General features: G+C 61.1%; 18 protein-coding genes. 10 read left to right on the top strand and 8 right to left on the bottom strand.

Going from position 1 to position 15,212, the window contains the following annotated elements; all coding sequences use genetic code 11:
• Positions 1-19: 19 nt before the first annotated feature.
• The 5 genes from soxZ to ROG8370_RS03625 all read right to left on the bottom strand — a co-directional run bounded on the left by soxZ (position 20) and on the right by ROG8370_RS03625 (position 2,740).
• Entirely contained in the window at positions 20-349 is a 330-nt protein-coding gene (gene soxZ, locus ROG8370_RS03605) for a thiosulfate oxidation carrier complex protein SoxZ (protein ID WP_085825711.1), read from the bottom strand.
• A gap of 24 nt (positions 350-373) precedes the next feature.
• Complete coding sequence (gene soxY / locus ROG8370_RS03610; RefSeq protein ID WP_085825712.1) at positions 374-790, bottom strand: thiosulfate oxidation carrier protein SoxY; 417 nt, start codon at positions 788-790, stop codon at positions 374-376.
• A gap of 40 nt (positions 791-830) precedes the next feature.
• Positions 831-1,301, bottom strand: a complete 471-nt coding sequence (gene soxX / locus ROG8370_RS03615) for a sulfur oxidation c-type cytochrome SoxX (protein WP_085825713.1) — start codon at positions 1,299-1,301, stop codon at positions 831-833.
• Positions 1,302-1,408: 107 nt separating this feature from the next.
• On the bottom strand, positions 1,409-1,987 hold the full coding sequence (locus ROG8370_RS03620; protein ID WP_085825714.1) for a thioredoxin family protein: 579 nt from the start codon (positions 1,985-1,987) through the stop codon (positions 1,409-1,411).
• 15 nt (positions 1,988-2,002) lie between these two features.
• Entirely contained in the window at positions 2,003-2,740 is a 738-nt protein-coding gene (locus ROG8370_RS03625; RefSeq protein ID WP_085825715.1) for a cytochrome c biogenesis CcdA family protein, read from the bottom strand.
• Positions 2,741-2,820: 80 nt separating this feature from the next.
• Between ROG8370_RS03625 and ROG8370_RS03630 the strand changes: the two genes are divergently transcribed.
• From ROG8370_RS03630 to ROG8370_RS03640, 3 genes are read left to right on the top strand one after another with little or no spacing between them, the layout of a single operon-like run.
• Positions 2,821-3,195, top strand: a complete 375-nt coding sequence (locus ROG8370_RS03630) for a hypothetical protein (RefSeq protein ID WP_085825716.1) — start codon at positions 2,821-2,823, stop codon at positions 3,193-3,195.
• 7 nt (positions 3,196-3,202) lie between these two features.
• Positions 3,203-3,544 carry an ArsR/SmtB family transcription factor gene (locus ROG8370_RS03635; RefSeq protein ID WP_085825717.1) on the top strand — a complete coding sequence of 114 codons (342 nt, stop codon included), beginning with the start codon at positions 3,203-3,205 and terminating at the stop codon, positions 3,542-3,544.
• Positions 3,545-3,571: 27 nt separating this feature from the next.
• A complete protein-coding gene (locus tag ROG8370_RS03640) occupies positions 3,572-4,618 on the top strand; it encodes a YeeE/YedE family protein (protein WP_085825718.1) in 1,047 nt (348 codons plus the stop codon).
• A 30-nt stretch (positions 4,619-4,648) separates the two neighbouring features.
• Here ROG8370_RS03640 and ROG8370_RS03645 read toward each other — a convergent pair whose 3' ends face one another.
• The 3 genes from ROG8370_RS03645 to ROG8370_RS03655 form a co-directional block, all read right to left on the bottom strand.
• Entirely contained in the window at positions 4,649-5,065 is a 417-nt protein-coding gene (locus ROG8370_RS03645; protein WP_085825719.1) for a DUF6691 family protein, read from the bottom strand.
• Positions 5,066-5,068: 3 nt separating this feature from the next.
• Positions 5,069-5,509: a YeeE/YedE family protein gene (locus tag ROG8370_RS03650; protein WP_085825720.1), complete on the bottom strand. Its 441-nt coding sequence runs from the start codon at positions 5,507-5,509 to the stop codon at positions 5,069-5,071.
• Positions 5,510-5,643: 134 nt separating this feature from the next.
• On the bottom strand, positions 5,644-6,429 hold the full coding sequence (locus ROG8370_RS03655) for an IclR family transcriptional regulator (protein WP_085825721.1): 786 nt from the start codon (positions 6,427-6,429) through the stop codon (positions 5,644-5,646).
• 180 nt (positions 6,430-6,609) lie between these two features.
• Between ROG8370_RS03655 and ROG8370_RS03660 the strand changes: the two genes are divergently transcribed.
• From ROG8370_RS03660 to ROG8370_RS03690, 7 genes are all read left to right on the top strand, one after another.
• The gene (locus tag ROG8370_RS03660; RefSeq protein ID WP_085825722.1) at positions 6,610-8,127 is read left to right on the top strand and encodes an ABC transporter substrate-binding protein; all 1,518 of its coding nucleotides are present in this window, start codon (positions 6,610-6,612) and stop codon (positions 8,125-8,127) included.
• Positions 8,128-8,259: 132 nt separating this feature from the next.
• On the top strand, positions 8,260-9,177 hold the full coding sequence (locus tag ROG8370_RS03665; RefSeq protein ID WP_085825723.1) for an ABC transporter permease: 918 nt from the start codon (positions 8,260-8,262) through the stop codon (positions 9,175-9,177).
• Between the two features lie 7 nt (positions 9,178-9,184).
• On the top strand, positions 9,185-10,081 hold the full coding sequence (locus tag ROG8370_RS03670) for an ABC transporter permease (protein ID WP_085825770.1): 897 nt from the start codon (positions 9,185-9,187) through the stop codon (positions 10,079-10,081).
• A 3-nt stretch (positions 10,082-10,084) separates the two neighbouring features.
• Entirely contained in the window at positions 10,085-11,080 is a 996-nt protein-coding gene (locus tag ROG8370_RS03675; RefSeq protein ID WP_085825724.1) for an ABC transporter ATP-binding protein, read from the top strand.
• A complete protein-coding gene (locus ROG8370_RS03680; protein ID WP_085825725.1) occupies positions 11,077-12,099 on the top strand; it encodes an ABC transporter ATP-binding protein in 1,023 nt (340 codons plus the stop codon). The genes ROG8370_RS03675 and ROG8370_RS03680 overlap by 4 nt, the downstream gene beginning before the upstream one ends.
• Positions 12,100-12,101: 2 nt before the next feature.
• A complete protein-coding gene (locus tag ROG8370_RS03685; RefSeq protein ID WP_085825726.1) occupies positions 12,102-13,673 on the top strand; it encodes a gamma-glutamyltransferase in 1,572 nt (523 codons plus the stop codon).
• A complete protein-coding gene (locus ROG8370_RS03690; RefSeq protein ID WP_085825727.1) occupies positions 13,670-15,058 on the top strand; it encodes a M20 family metallopeptidase in 1,389 nt (462 codons plus the stop codon). Before ROG8370_RS03685 ends, ROG8370_RS03690 begins: the two co-directional genes overlap by 4 nt.
• The last annotated feature ends 154 nt before the right edge of the window (positions 15,059-15,212 follow it).

A 15,212-nucleotide genomic window follows, 5' to 3' on the forward strand; every position in this document is an offset into this window, starting at 1 on the left:
CCCTCCCTGACGAGTGACCTTATTTCAGCGCGATTTTCTTGGCTTCCTCGTAGACAGAGCCATCATCGTCATACCAGGTGAACTTGAACTCACCGGCCTCGGGCACGGTGGCCTCGAATTCGAAATAAGGGTTGGTGGAAATCGCGGGCTCCATCTTCACATCAAGAACGCTCTCACCGTTGAATTCACAGGTGAAGCGGTTGATGATCGAGCGCGGGATAATGTTGCCGTCCGCGTCTTTGCGCTGACCGGATTCCATCGCGTGGTTGATCAGGGTCTTGATCGTCACTGCATCGCCAGCAGCGGCAGATTTCGGAACCTTGACGCGGGGTTTGACGTCTTGTGCCATTGTCGTGTCTCCTTGAGATATGCCTTAGCCGCCGCAGCCGCCGATTGTGACCTTGACGTTGCTCGACGCCTGAACGAACGAGCCGTCCGCCATCTTGGCAATCGCCACCACGTCCTGCGTGCCGGCAAGGCGGATGCGTGTCGACGCCGCCTGCGACGCCGCAAGTGCGCCAAAGGCAAAGGTCGCAACGCCCGGTGTCGGGTTGCCGGTGGCCAGCACCATGATCTGGCTTGCGCCGGGGGCCGAAACTTCGATCGGAACGGTGTTGCCGTTTTCCGCGATCTCGGGCGCAGTCAGGGTGATGCCACCCTCGCCAATCGCCGCGCCGCCGGTGAAGGCCGCGATAGCGTCCTCGGCGGCTGCCGTGGCCCGCAGGGGCAGACCAAAGGCCACGAACGCCCCTGCCCCCATAACCATAACTTTCCGTCTGGTCAGTGTCATTGTGTCAAACTCCTGATCTCATTCATCCCGCAGGGGACGGTCATTCCTTAAGGGTCACCAGGTAGGCAACCACGTCTTCAATCTGCTGCGCCGACAAAAGCGGGCCGAACGTGTCGTCGGGGGCCTCGCCGGTATAGGCGTTGCCCGGACGGATAAAGCCTTCGGTCTTGTAGAAAGACGGCATCATCGAGTCGGGGAACATCATCTTGGCGTTGGCAACGATGCCACGCAGTTCCTCTTCGCTCCAGCGTTCGCCGACCCCGTCAAGCGACGGTCCGATCTCGCCCTGGAACGGCACATCGCTCAGGTCGCTGACCTGATGGCAGGCCACACAGTTGCCCAGGGATTTGTTGCCAACCACCTCGCGACCGCCGACCGCATCGCCGGGTGCACCGGACAGGGATTGGCTTACGCTGCCATCTTCGAATTTAACATCCGAAGGGGCCACCTCGGCGGCGGATACCGCAAAGCCTGTAAAGACCAGCGCCATCGTCATAATTGATCGTTTCATGCATCCTCCCTCAACACATTCAGATTTCCGTATATCATAGGACACAATTCCGTGACCAAACAACAATAAATTCGTCTTTTTGAATTTAAAGCTATTTGAATGACCCCTCAATCGCCCAGATCGACCGTGCGTTCCCTGATCCGACGGGCGTGGTAACGTTGAAAATCTTCTTCAGAATCAAGTGCGTACCGTTCTTCGTTTACCCAGGTCAACAGATCGAGCGTGGTGCCCGCCTCGAATGCGCCCGGCATCACCGCCACAGCCGCCTGCGCGGCGGTTTTGCCCTCGGGCACCTCTTGCGGCATGAACAGAATCGATGGGGTGAACATCATTCCCCATTTGCGCATGGCATCGCGCTGTGACAATTCCTCGCCGTCAAAGTCGATCAGCTCGGCAGCGCCGTAAAGGTCAAGCTGCACCACAAAGAAATTCTCGCGGATATAGCTATCGATCACCGGCAGCGGAAAAACATCCCTGTGCATCCGCTCGCAATAGATACAGCCACGTTGCTCGATCAGGATCATGAGGCGCTTGCCTTCGGCGTTGGCCTCGTCCAGATCCTCGCGCAGATCCTTGAAGGTCTCGCGCATCCAATCGGCCTTGTGCAGCCCGTCATCGCCAAGCTCGGCCGCCATCACCGGCACCGCCAGACAAAGCGCCGCCAACATCGTAAGAACCCGTTTCATAGCTCCCTCCTCAGCTTAAATATTCTGGAATACCGGAAAGGCCTCAAGCATCCATTGGGCAATGTAATTCACACTATCGGTGGCAATCAGCCCTGCAAAGACCAGCATCAAAAGCCCCATCGCCTTTTCCACCTTGGGCAGATGCCGCCGGAACTTTGACGCGAACCGCAAAAACGGACCGATGAACAACGAAGCCACCATGAACGGCGTCGTCATCGCAAAGCCGAACACAAGCAAAAGGCCAAGCCCCTTAAGCGCTGTCGCCTCGGAACTCGCGGTGAACACCACCGCCGTGAGAACGCCGCCAACGCAAGGCGTCCAACCGGCGGCAAAGGCGAACCCCACCACATAGGCGCCCAGTACCGACATGTTCCTGGTGTCACCCGCATCCATCTGGAACACCCGGTTCAGAAACCCGATCCGCAGCACACCAAGAAAATGCAGTCCCATGACCAAGACCACCAGCGCGGCAAACAGCCGAAACTCGGTCTGAAACCCGCGAAACGCCTGGCTAAGCCCAAAGGCCGCCGCGCCGAGCAGGACAAACACCGTGATGATTCCCGCCGAGAACATCACCGAGGCCGCAAAGGCCCGGCGCCGCACACCGGGCGCAAGCTTGCCCTCGGCGCTTATCTCGGAAATCGAGGCCCCCGCCATATAGCTCAGGTAAAACGGCACAATCGGCAAAACGCAGGGCGAGAAAAAGACGATCAGACCGCCCAGAAACGCACTTAGAATCGAGACGTCAAACATCGGGGGCCCCTCAGACTGCTTGCTTGGCAAACACATTCAAACTATCATATGTTTTAGAGTACCCGTCAATCGGAACCCACATGCGCCAATTGCTTGCCACGACCCTCATTCTGCTGGCACTCGCCCTGCCCGGCGTGGCGCGGGCGGTCGATCTTGTGATGGTCGAGCGCGCGGGCTGTCACTGGTGCGAACGCTGGAACACCGAGATCGCGCATATCTATCCCAAGACCCGCGAAGGCAAACTTGCCCCGCTGCGCCGCGCCGACATTCACGACCTTCCCGAGGACGTGACCTTCAAAAGCCCGCCGGTGTTTACCCCCACTTTCGTGCTGGTCAAGGACGGGGTCGAACTTGGACGTATCGAGGGCTACGCCAGCGAAGATTTCTTCTGGTTTCATGTCGAACAGCTTTTGGCGGCGCACCCCGAGGCCTTTGGCGCAACGGCCCAGCCATGAGCACGCCATGCTGACCCCCAACAATCGGCGCGGGCCTGACCTTAGCCCGCAATCGCTTGATGCCATGCTCGCAAGCGCCCATAATGCCGCCGAGTTCCTCAAGGCCATTAGCCATGAAGGCAGACTGATGATCCTCTGTCACCTCTCGACCGGCGAGAAATCCGTGACCGAGCTCGAAGAGCTGTTGTCTGCCCGCCAGGCCGCCGTGTCGCAACAGCTTTCGCGCCTGCGGGTTGAGGGCCTTGTGACGCCGCGCCGCGAGGGCAAGGCGATTTATTACAGCCTGACAGATCGCCGTGCGGTCAAAATGCTCGAAATGGTGTATGATCTGTTTTGCAAACAGCCCTGATCCCGCCCACGATAATCGGAGATTCGCATGCTACACGGCATTCCTGAACCCCTGCTGATTGCCCTGATCGGCTTTGGCGGTGGCGCATTGCTTGGGCTTGCGGCGCGGCTTGGCCGGTTCTGCACCCTCGGCGCGATCGAGGATTACCTCTATCAGCAAAGCGACACCCGCCTGCGCATGTGGGTGCTGGCGATCGGCGTGGCCGGGATGCTGACCTTTGGCCTTGCCGGGCTTGGCCTCGTCAATCTTGCGGGCAATATCTATTACATCACCCCCTGGTCCCCGCTGATCACGGTTCTGGGCGGGCTGATGTTTGGCTATGGCATGTCACTGGCGGGCAATTGCGGCTTTGGCGCCCTGGCGCGCTTTGGCGGCGGCGACCTGCGGTCTTTCGTGATCGTCATCGTCATGGGCATCGCCGCCTATGTGATGATGTCCGGCCCGCTCGCGCGCCTGCGCCTTGCGGCAACAGAGGCAACAACCCCAAAGTTAGAGACAGATAGCTACGCCCAGTTCCTGTCCCAGGCGACCGGCCTCTCGGTGGTCACGGCCGGGCTTGCCCTCTCCCTCCTGATCGCCCTCGCGGCGCTCGGCTCGCGCAGGTTCCTTCAGGACCGCAAGGCGGTGTTCTGGTCGCTGATCGTCGGGGTCGCGGTTGCCTCTGGCTGGGCCGGAAGCACTTGGCTCGCGACCCACGGATTTTCGCCCCAACCGATCCAGTCTCATACCTTCTCGGCCCCGCTTGGTGAAACCATCCTGTTCCTCATGACCGCAAGCGGCGGCGGGCTGAGCTTTGGCGTCGGCTCGGTCTTTGGCGTTTTGGCGGGCGCCTTCTGCGGCAGCCTGATCAAGGGCCATTTCCGCTGGGAGGCCTGCGAAGACCCGCGCGAATTGCGCCGCCAGATCCTTGGCGCGGTCTGCATGGGCTTTGGCGCGGTGCTGGCCTTTGGCTGTACCATCGGCCAGGGCGTCTCGGCCTTTTCGGTGCTGGCGCTCAGCGCGCCAATCACCTTTGTCGCGATCTTCATCGGCGCCGCCATCGGGTTGCGCCAATTGATAACCGGATTCGCCTGATCCGCGCCAAAGCCTGCCCCGACCTTGGCCCTAGCCCTGCCGTGCCAGGACCGCGCGCGCCACCCAGATGCCCGCCAGCAAGGCGGCCACAAAGGCGAACACGCCGCTCTGCCCGGTGCCAAGCGCCGGAAGCGCCGCACCGGGGCAAAACCCGGCAATGCCCCAGCCAAGCCCGAACACCGCCGCGCCACCGATAAGACGCGCATCAAGCTTGGTGTTGGTGGGCAATTGAAACGCCCCCTCAAGCATCGGCGCGGGCCTGCGCCAGACGATCCGATAGCCGATGAACGTCGTCACCAAGGCCCCGCCCATCACGAAGACAAGGCTCGGGTCCCAGGTGCCGAACAGATCGAAAAAGTTCAACACCTTAGCCGGGTTGATCATCCCCGAAATCGCGATCCCAAGACCAAATACAAGCCCGACGATATATCCAGACAACAACCGCATCTCTTACACCCCAATCACGTGACGAATGACATAGACCGTCGCGAAACAGACCACCATGAAGGTCGCCGTCGCCACGAATGACCGCTTGGACAGACGCGCCATCCCACAGACCCCGTGCCCCGAGGTACAGCCAGACCCAAAGGTCACGCCGATCCCGACGATGAAGCCGCCGATCAAAACCATCGGCATCGACACCGGCACCTCAACCACCGGCATTTCACCCGACAGGGCAAAGATCAACAGCGGCCCGCTTATCATCCCCGCGACCATCGCCGCGCGCCAGCCCTTGTCGCCCACCGTGCCCGCGGTGATCAGCCCCGACAAAATCCCCGTCGCACCCATGATCCGGCCCTGCGCCAGCATAAGCAAAACCGCCGACACCCCGATAAGAATGCCGCCCACCAGTGACAAAAGCGGCGTAAACGCCGTTTCAACGCCTGTCATAGTCTCTTTCCCTTCCCCTCACCTGCCCCGGTCCACGGACAGGGGCTGTATTACATTTCTTGAATATATGCAGGACCTGCGGAAATTCACACTCTAAACGCCAGAACGTCACGGAAATCTTACCGCCCTATCGCCTAAAGCGCGCGCTGCGACTGGAACAAGGGCGAAATCGCGTTGGCGGTATCCTGAAGCTTTGGCAAAATCTCGCCGACGATCTTTTCCTTGCTCCAGGTATGCGCCGAAACCGAACATTGCACCGCCGCAAAGGCGCGCCCGTCGGGGCCGATGATCGGCGTGGCAACGGCAAGCTCGTTCAGGATCATCTGCCCCTGCGAGATCGCATAGCCATCATGCACCGCCTCTTCGATCATGCTCGCGATCCTGTCGCGATCCAACGTTGTGCTCGGGGTAAAAACCTTGATCGGCCAATCCTTCACTGCCGCGCGCCGTTCGTCCTCGGGATAGGTCGCAAGCATCACGCGCCCCGCCGAAGTGGACAGCGCCGGCAACCGCCGCCCGATCACCGTCGCGGCGAAATAGGTGCGCTTGCACGGCAGACGGCTGACGTAAATGATGTGATCGCCGGACATCTCCGCAAGGTTGACGGTCTCTCCCAGTTCCTGGCTGAGGTTGATCAGCTTGGGCATCGCCTGCCCGACAAGCGGATCGGACCAGTAATAGGCATAGGCCATTTCAAGCCAGGCATGCGAGGGGCGAAACCGCCGCGTGCCGGGGTCTTTATCCAGCATCCCCTCGACATAAAGCGTGTTGGCAAGGCGCTGCGTGGCGCTTTTATCAAGCCCGGTGCGCGCCGCCAGCTCCGATAGCGACAACTCGCTGTGGCTTTCATCAAACGCCCGCAAAAGCCGCAGCCCCTTGGCCAGTGATCCGACAAAAAGCGTATTCTGCTTTGTTTTCATGCGCCTCTCACAAAATCCGGGGTCCGCATCGATACAGTGGGTTGACGGATGCAAATGTCATTGCCTTAATAGATCATATGGCAACACTTGGTATCATAATGTAATATTTGCAGCAAGGACCAAAAAATGACGCGGGGCCATAATCGCGCGCCACAAGACATACCAACAAGGGAGATTCCAATGAAACAATCCTGGTTCAAAACCACAATCGCCAGTGTCGCGCTGATCGCGGCCTGCGGCGGAGCATGGGCCGAAAAGGCAAATGACACCCTGCGCGTCGGCTTTACCAAAGAGCTTGAGAACGTCGACAGCTTTTTCAATTCCTCGCGCGAAGGCGTCGTTCTGCAACGCGCGATCTGGGATGGCCTGATCTATCGCGATCCGATCACCAACGAATATTCCGGCAACCTGGCCACCGCGTGGGAATGGATCGACGATGTGACCCTCGAATTCAAACTGCGCGAGGGCGTGACCTTTCACAACGGCGAGGCGTTCAACGCCGATGACGTGGTCTATACCGTCAATTTCGTGTCCAAGGAAGAAAACGGCGTCAAGACTCAGCGCAACGTGAACTGGATGAAATCCGCCGAGAAGATCGACGATTACACCGTGCGCATTCACCTTAAAGAGGCCTTTCCCGCCGCGGTCGAATTCCTGTCCGGCCCGGTCTCGATGTACCCCAACGAATATTACGCCGAAGTCGGCCCGAGCGGCATGGGCCTCAACCCCGTCGGCACCGGCCCCTACAAGGTGGTGTCGGTCGTTCCCGGCCAGCATTTCGTTTTGCAAAAGAACGACGGCTATCACGACAGCCCCAAGGGCAAGGCCAGCATCACCAACGTCGATATCCGCACCATCCCGGATGTGAACACCCAGATGGCCGAGCTGTTCAGCGGCTCGCTTGATCTGATCTGGCAGGTGCCCGCCGATCAGGCAGAAAAGCTCGCCCAGATGGATCAGTTCACCGTCTCCAACGAATCAACCATGCGGGTCGGTTACCTTTCGATGGATGCCGCCGGGCGGTCCGGTGACACGCCGTTTACCGATGTGCGCGTGCGCCGCGCCGTGAACCACGCCATCAACCGTCAGGAGCTGGTGGATGCGCTCCTCAAGGGCAAATCCAAAGTGGTCTGGACCCCTTGTTTCCCAAGCCAGTTCGGCTGTGTTCAGGACACCGCGACCGAGTATGAATACAACCCCGAAAAGGCCAAGGCGCTTTTGGCCGAAGCCGGTTATCCCGATGGCTTCACCACCGAGTTCTACGCCTATCGCAACCGCGAATACGCCGAGGCGATCCTGAGCTATCTCAACGCCGTAGGCATCAAGGCCGATTTCAAATACCTGCAATATTCGGCCCTGCGCGAGCTTAACATGACCGGCGACGTGCCGCTTGCCTTCCTCACCTGGGGCAGCTTCTCGATCAACGATGCCTCGGCCATGGTCAGCCAGTTCTTCAAGCACGGTTCGCTTGACGATGCGCGCGACGATCAGGTTCTCGCCGATCTCACCATCGCCGATAGCGCGACCGACGATGCCACCCGGATCGAGCATTACGGCAAAGCCATCGCCCGAATCACCGATCAGGCCTATTGGGCGCCGATGTTCTCGTACAACACCAACTATGTCTCGACCAAAGAGGTAGAGTATACGCCCACCGCCGACGAGGTGCTGCGCTTTACCACGATGACCTGGAACTAAGCGATCCGGTCTTCTGCGGGGGCGGCATGCCTGCCCCCGCGCCCTACCCTGCCTTGATCCGGGTGCCATGACGGCACCAAATCCCGCCGCCCGCGCGCATTTCTGCCCGCGCCAACCAAAGGGGCTGCCGCCGTGCTCAATTTCATCCTGAAACGCCTTGGCCTTGCCATTCTGGTGGCCTTCACCGTGTCATTCATAAGCTTTAGCCTGCTGTTCATGGCCGGCGATCCCGCCGTCGCGCTTGCCGGTGAAACCGCCAGCGGCGAAGATATCGAGGCCCTGCGTACCCTTTACGGCTTTGACCGCCCGATGCTGGTGCAATACGGCGAATGGCTGTTTTCCGCCCTGCGCGGCGATTTCGGCGAAAGCTATTATTTCCGCCTTCCTGTTGCCTCCCTGATCGTCGACCGCCTTGGCGTGACCATGACCCTCGGAGTCTGCGGCATCACCTTCGCCCTGCTCACCGCCGTCCCCCTCGGCGTCGCCGCCGCGATCAGGCCCAATTCGATCATCGACCGCGTGGCGCTGTTCCTGTCGGTCGCGGGCCAAGCGATGCCAAGCTTCTGGTTCGGCCTGATCCTGATCGTGCTTTTCGCGATCAAGCTCGGCTGGCTCCCGCCCTCGGGCGCCTCGACCCCGGCGCATTTCATCATGCCGACGATTGTCCTGGGCTATTACGCCATGCCCGCGATCATGCGCCTCACGCGGGCGGGCATGCTTGACGTACTCTCGTCGGATTATATCCGCACCGCGCGTGCCAAGGGCGCGCCCGAAATGCGCGTTCTCTTCCGCCACGCCCTGCGCAACGCGATCATCCCGGTGGTCTCGCTGGCGGCGGTGCAGATGGGCTTTATGCTCGGCGGTTCGATCGTGGTTGAATCGATCTTCGCGCTGCACGGCGCCGGCTACCTCGCCTGGGAAAGCATCGCGCGCAACGATCTGCCCACGGTTCAGGCCCTGATCCTCGTCTTTTCGATGTTCTACATCGTCTTCACCTTTCTCGCCGATGTGCTGAACGCCTGGCTTGACCCCCGCATGCGGAGCAGTTGAGATGACCATGACCGATACCCCCGATCCCCTCCTCAAGGACATCATCGGACCGACCCCCTCCCAGATGCTGCGCAAACGCGTCTTTGGCCACCAGGGCCTGTTGATCGGCGCCTCTGTGGTGGGCCTCTTGCTGCTGGTCGCGATCTTCGCGCCGCTGCTTGCCCCGCATGATCCCTATGCCCAGAGCCTGATGACCCGCATGCAACCCCCCGTATTCCTTGGCGGCGATTGGGAGCATCCGCTTGGCACCGACCACTTGGGGCGCGATTACCTCTCCCGGCTGATCTATGGCGCGCGGGTGTCCTTGATGATCGGCGTGATCGCCGCGCTGATTTCCGGCGTGATTGGCACCGCCATGGGCGTCGCTGCGGGTTATTTCGGCGGGCGCGTCGATATGGTGGTGACCTTCCTGATCAACGTACGCCTCGCCATGCCGGTGGTGCTTGTGGCGCTTGCCGTGGTGGCGATCCTCGGCGGCTCGCTTCAGGTGGTGATCATGGTGCTTGGCTTCCTGCTCTGGGATCGCTTTGCCGTGGTCATGCGCGCCTCGACGCTTCAGGTCCGCGGCCGCGAATATGTCGCCGCCGCCCGTGCCATCGGCGCCTCGACCCCGCGGGTGATCCTGTCGGAAATCATGCCCAATATCGCCAATAACCTGATCGTGGTGGTCACCCTTGAAATGGCCCACGCCATCCTGCTTGAGGCGGCCTTGTCCTTCCTTGGCCTCGGGGTGCAACCCCCGACCCCAAGCTGGGGCCTGATGGTCTCGGAAGGCAAGAACATGATGCTGTTCGAGCCGTGGATGGTGCTTATCCCCGGCGCGGTGCTGTTTGTTCTGGTGCTGGCGATCAATCTCATGGGCGACGGTCTTCGCGACGTCACCGCCCCCGAAAACCGGAGCTGAGCCATGGATAACCCCCTTCTGAGCGTCCGCAACCTGACCCTTGATATCCCGGTTGGCGGCGGCACGCTCCACGCCGTGCGCGGCATCGATTTCGATCTCAAGCGCGGCGAGACCCTCTGTATCGTCGGTGAGAGTGGCTCTGGCAAGTCGCTCACCTCGCTGGCGTTGATGGGCCTTTTGGGCAAAACCATCAAACGCAGCGCCGATGAGATGACGTTTGACGGCATCGACCTGACCCGCGCCAACGCCCGCACCATGAGATCGTTGCGCGGCGCACGCATGGCGATGATCTTTCAGGAACCGATGACCTCGCTCAACCCGGCCTATACCATCGGCGATCAGCTGACTGAGGCTCTGTTACTGCACAAACCTGTCGGAAAAGAGGCCGCGCGCGCCCGTGCCATCGAGCTTTTGGAAAAGGTCGGCATCACCGCCGCCGCAAGCCGTCTCTCGCAATATCCCCACCAATTGTCCGGCGGGCTTCGCCAGCGGGTGATGATCGCCATGGCCCTGATGTGCGAACCCGAACTGATCATCGCCGATGAGCCCACAACCGCGCTTGATGTCACTATTCAGGCCCAAATCCTGCGCCTGCTTTATGATCTTGGCCGCGAAATGAATATGGCGATGATCCTGATCACCCATGACCTTGGCGTTGTGGCCCGCGTCGCCGATAAGGTCGCGGTGATGTATGCCGGCGAGCTGGTCGAAACCGGCTCGGCGACCGAGGTGTTCAACACCCCCTCGCATCCCTACACCCGTGGGCTTTTGCGCTGTATCCCGCTGCCCGGCAAGACCGAACGCGGAAGCACCCTTGGCACCATTCCCGGCATCGTGCCCTCGCTGATCGGCGATGTGACGGGCTGTGCATTCCGCACCCGCTGTCCGCATGCCACGCTTGAATGCCGCGGCGATATCCCGCGCCATACCAGCGGCGGCCATGCCTTTCGCTGCATCCACGCCGACGGCAAGCTTCACGCAGAGGAGGCCACCACATGACCCCCGCCACCGCAACATCGCCAAAACCCGAAACCGCCGCACCCGTTCTTGAACTGCGCGGCGTGACCAAGACATACCGCGTGAAACAGGGCCTCTTTGGCAAGGCGCGCCCTCTGACGGCGGTCAACGATGTGTCCATTTCCCTGCCGCGCGGCGAGGTGCTTGGCCTTGTCGGTGAATCCGGCTGTGGCAAATCCACCCTCGCCAAGATTCTGCTTGGTCTGGAAAGCCCAACGGCGGGTCAGGTTCTGGTCGACGGGCAGGAAATTGGCGCACAGGATCGCATGACCCTAGCGCGCCGGATTCAGCCGATCTTTCAGGACCCCTATTCGTCTCTAAACCCGCGCAAAAGCATCTTTGACATCGTTTCGTTGCCGCTTCGGGTGCATCGCATCGGCGACGCGGCAAGCTGGGATAAAGAGGTACGCAAGATCCTCGATATCGTCGGCCTTCCCGCCCGCGTGATGAACACCTTCCCAAGCCAGATGTCGGGCGGTCAGCGTCAGCGTGTCGCCATCGCCCGTGCCCTGATCATGAAGCCCGAAATCGTGATATGCGACGAACCCACCTCGGCGCTTGATGTCTCTGTGCAAAGCCAGATTCTCAACCTCTTGGGCGACCTGCGCCGCGAATTCGGTCTCACCTATCTTTTCATCAGCCACGATCTGGCGGTGGTCGAACACCTCGCGACCCGCGTCGCGGTGATGTACCTTGGCCGCATCGTCGAAGAGGCCGAGGTAGGCGGTTTGTTCGACCACGCCCGCCACCCCTATACGCAGGCGCTTCTGAAATCCGTCCTCACGCCGGAACCGGGTCTTGGCGTGCCCGATACGCAACTTGGCATGGCCTATCCCAACCCGATTGATCCGCCCTCTGGCTGTCATTTTCATCCGCGCTGCCCCAAGGCGACCGAGTTCTGCAAAGCCACAGCCCCGCGCGCCCTTCCCACGCCCTTGGGTCACGTCGAATGCCACCTGCACGACCCGACCGGCCCGATGTTCATAGGCAAGGAGGGCTAAAAATGTCCGACAACCTCTCGCGCAGCATGCTCACCCGCAAAACCGTCATTGAAACCGAATACGGCGTCGTCGCCGCCCAGCATCGCCTCGCCGCCCAGGCCGGGGCCGATGTTCTGGCCGCCGGGGGCGATGCGGTTGATGCCGCCGTCGCCGTGTCCTTCGCCATCGGTGTGCTAGAGCCCTGGATGAGTGGTCCCGCCGGTGGTGGCGCCCTCATGCTCTGGCGCGCCGAAACCGGCACCGCGCAGGCCCTCAACTACGGCATGCGCTCGCCCGCCTCGCTTGATCCCGCCAATTACCCGCTGACCGGCAAGGGCATCGCCGGTGATCTCTTTCCTTGGGAAGAGGTGCTCGATGATCGCAACGTTCAAGGCGCCACCGCCGTCGCCGTGCCCGGCCTTGTCGATGGCATGGGCCAGATGCACGACCGTTTTGGCCGCCTGCCCTGGGCCGATCTTCTCGCGCCCTCGATCGCCTTCGCCAAACAGGGGCTGCTGGTCGACTGGTACGCCGCCCTCGTCATCGCCTCAAGCACCCGCGCGCTTGCCCAAGACCGCGACGCCGCCGCGCTATTTCTTGAGGACGGACAATGGCCGACCATCAGCGGCTGGACCGCTTTGGCCGAAAAACGCCTGGATCAGAGCCGCATGGCCGACAGCCTCGACCAGATCGCCCGCCACGGCGCGCGCACGCTCTATGACGGCGATCTCGGCGCCGCCATGGCCGGCGACATTCAGGCCAAGGGCGGCTGCCTTACGGTCGACGACCTGCACGCCTACCGCGCCCAAATGCTCGACCCGCTTAGCTTTGACTATCGCAAAACCCGCTTTCATGTCCCCCCCGGCCTGACCGCCGGGCCGACCTTCCAACAGGCTCTCGCCCTGATGGAAACCCGCGACATGCGCACCAAGCCAGAGGCCTTCGCCGCCTATGCCGAGGGCCTGAAATCTGCCTATGCCGCCCGTCTTGGCAAAATGGGCGACACCGGCGAAACCGAGCATGCCCCCGGCTGCACCACGCATTTCTCAGTGGTGGATCGCGCCGGCAACATGGTCTCGCAAACCCAGACCCTTCTGTCGATCTTCGGCTCTCGCGTGGTCTCTCCCTCTACCGGTTTCCTGATGAACAACGGCATCATGTGGTTTGACCCAGTTCAGGAGCGCCCCAACTCGCTTGGCCCGAACAAGGCCTGCCTGATGAATGTCTGCCCGATCCTTGGCGAAACGGGCGAGACCCGCTTTGCCTTTGGCGCCTCAGGTGGGCGTAAAATAGTCTCTGCCATGGCCCAAATGGCGTCTTTTGTCGCCGATTTCGACATGGATATCTCCGACGCCTTTCACCACCCCCGGATTGATGTCTCGGGCGGCGATACAATCGTCGCCGACGACACCCTGCCGTCCGAGGTTATCGAGCGCCTGCGCGCCGATCACCCTGTTCACACCACCCGGCGAAGCCCCTTCCCCTATGCCTTCGCCTGCCCTGCCGGCGTGATGCGGCTCGGCACGGCCAACTCGGGCTGTACCGAAATCATGTCGCCTTGGGGCGACGCCATAAACCAAGAGACACCGCAATGACCCGCAGCACAGCAATCGACACTATTTCGGCCTATTTCGACGAAAATCGCTTCCAGTCAGAGCTTGCCGAGCTGGTCACTTACGAGACCGAAAGCCAAAATCCCGATCAGGCCCCTGAACTGACCCGCTACCTGAACCAGGCGATGCTGCCCCGCCTCACGGCGATGGGATTCACCTGCAAGACCTATCCCAACCCCGTTGCCAATGCCGGCCCCTTCCTGATCGCCGAGCGGCACGAGGGCGATGACCTGCCGACCGTGCTTAGCTATGGCCATGGCGACGTGATCCGCGCCCAGACCGATCAATGGCGCGCGGGTCTGCATCCCTTCAAGGTCATTGAGGAAGGCGACCGCCTTTACGGGCGCGGCACCGCTGATAACAAGGGCCAGCACCTGATCAATATCGCCGCTCTCGACGCGGTTCTGAAAACCCGTGGCGCGCTTGGCTTCAATTGTCGCATAGTGATCGAAACGGGCGAAGAAACCGGCTCGCCCGGCCTTGCCGAATTCTTTGCCGCGCATAAGGAACAGCTCAGCGCCGATGTGCTGATCGCCTCTGACGGCCCTCGCCTGCAACCCGAAACGCCGACCATGTTCATGGGCTCGCGTGGCGGGGTCACCTTTGATCTGATCGTCAATCTGCGGAACGGCGCGCATCACTCGGGCAACTGGGGCGGCCTTCTCGCTGATCCGGCGATGATCCTGGCGCAGGCGCTGTCTTGCATCACCGATGCCCGTGGCCAGATCCAGATCCCCGAATGGCGCCCCGATAGCCTGACCGATGATGTGCGCGCCGCTCTGCGTGGCCTGCCGATCGAGGGCGGCGATGGCCCGGCGATCAACCCTGATTGGGGCGAAGAAAGCCTGACCCCGGTCGAGCGCGCCTATGGTTGGAACAGCTTTGCCATCCTTGCGATGAAAAGCGGCGTGCCCGACGCCCCGGTCAACGCGATTTCCGCCCATGCCCGCGCCACCTGTCAGTTGCGCTATGTGGTCGGCACCACACCCGAAGACATCCTGCCCGCCCTGCGCCGTCACCTTGACACGCATGGCTTTGACATGGTGCGCATTGAACCGCATGATCGCGGGTTTTTCCGCGCCACGCGGCTTGATCCGGGTCACCCTTGGGTCAAATTTGTTGCCGCTTCGCTTGAACAAACCTCGGGGCAAGCGCCCCATATCCTGCCCAATCTGGCTGGGTCGCTGCCCAATGACTGTTTCACCGATATTCTTGGCCTGCCCACGGTCTGGGTGCCGCATTCCTATCGCGGCTGTTCGCAACATGCCCCTGATGAGCACGTTCTCAAACCGGTCTGTCGCGACGCGCTGCGCCTTATGGCGGGTCTATTCTGGGATATAGGCGAGGGTGGCACGCCTGCGGGCTGAGGACCACTTCGCGTGGTTTACCCTCAAGGGCGCTCAGAGGGACCCTCTGGCGCCCTTAGAGGTGATTTATCCTCGCTCCTGAAAGTTGATTAGGTTCATAAGGGTAGAAATCTTAACGCGCATTATTTGGCTATTTTGCACATTACTCTGACAT

Origin of the sequence: Roseovarius gaetbuli, from assembly GCF_900172365.1 — a bacterium.
GTDB lineage: Bacteria > Pseudomonadota > Alphaproteobacteria > Rhodobacterales > Rhodobacteraceae > Roseovarius > Roseovarius gaetbuli.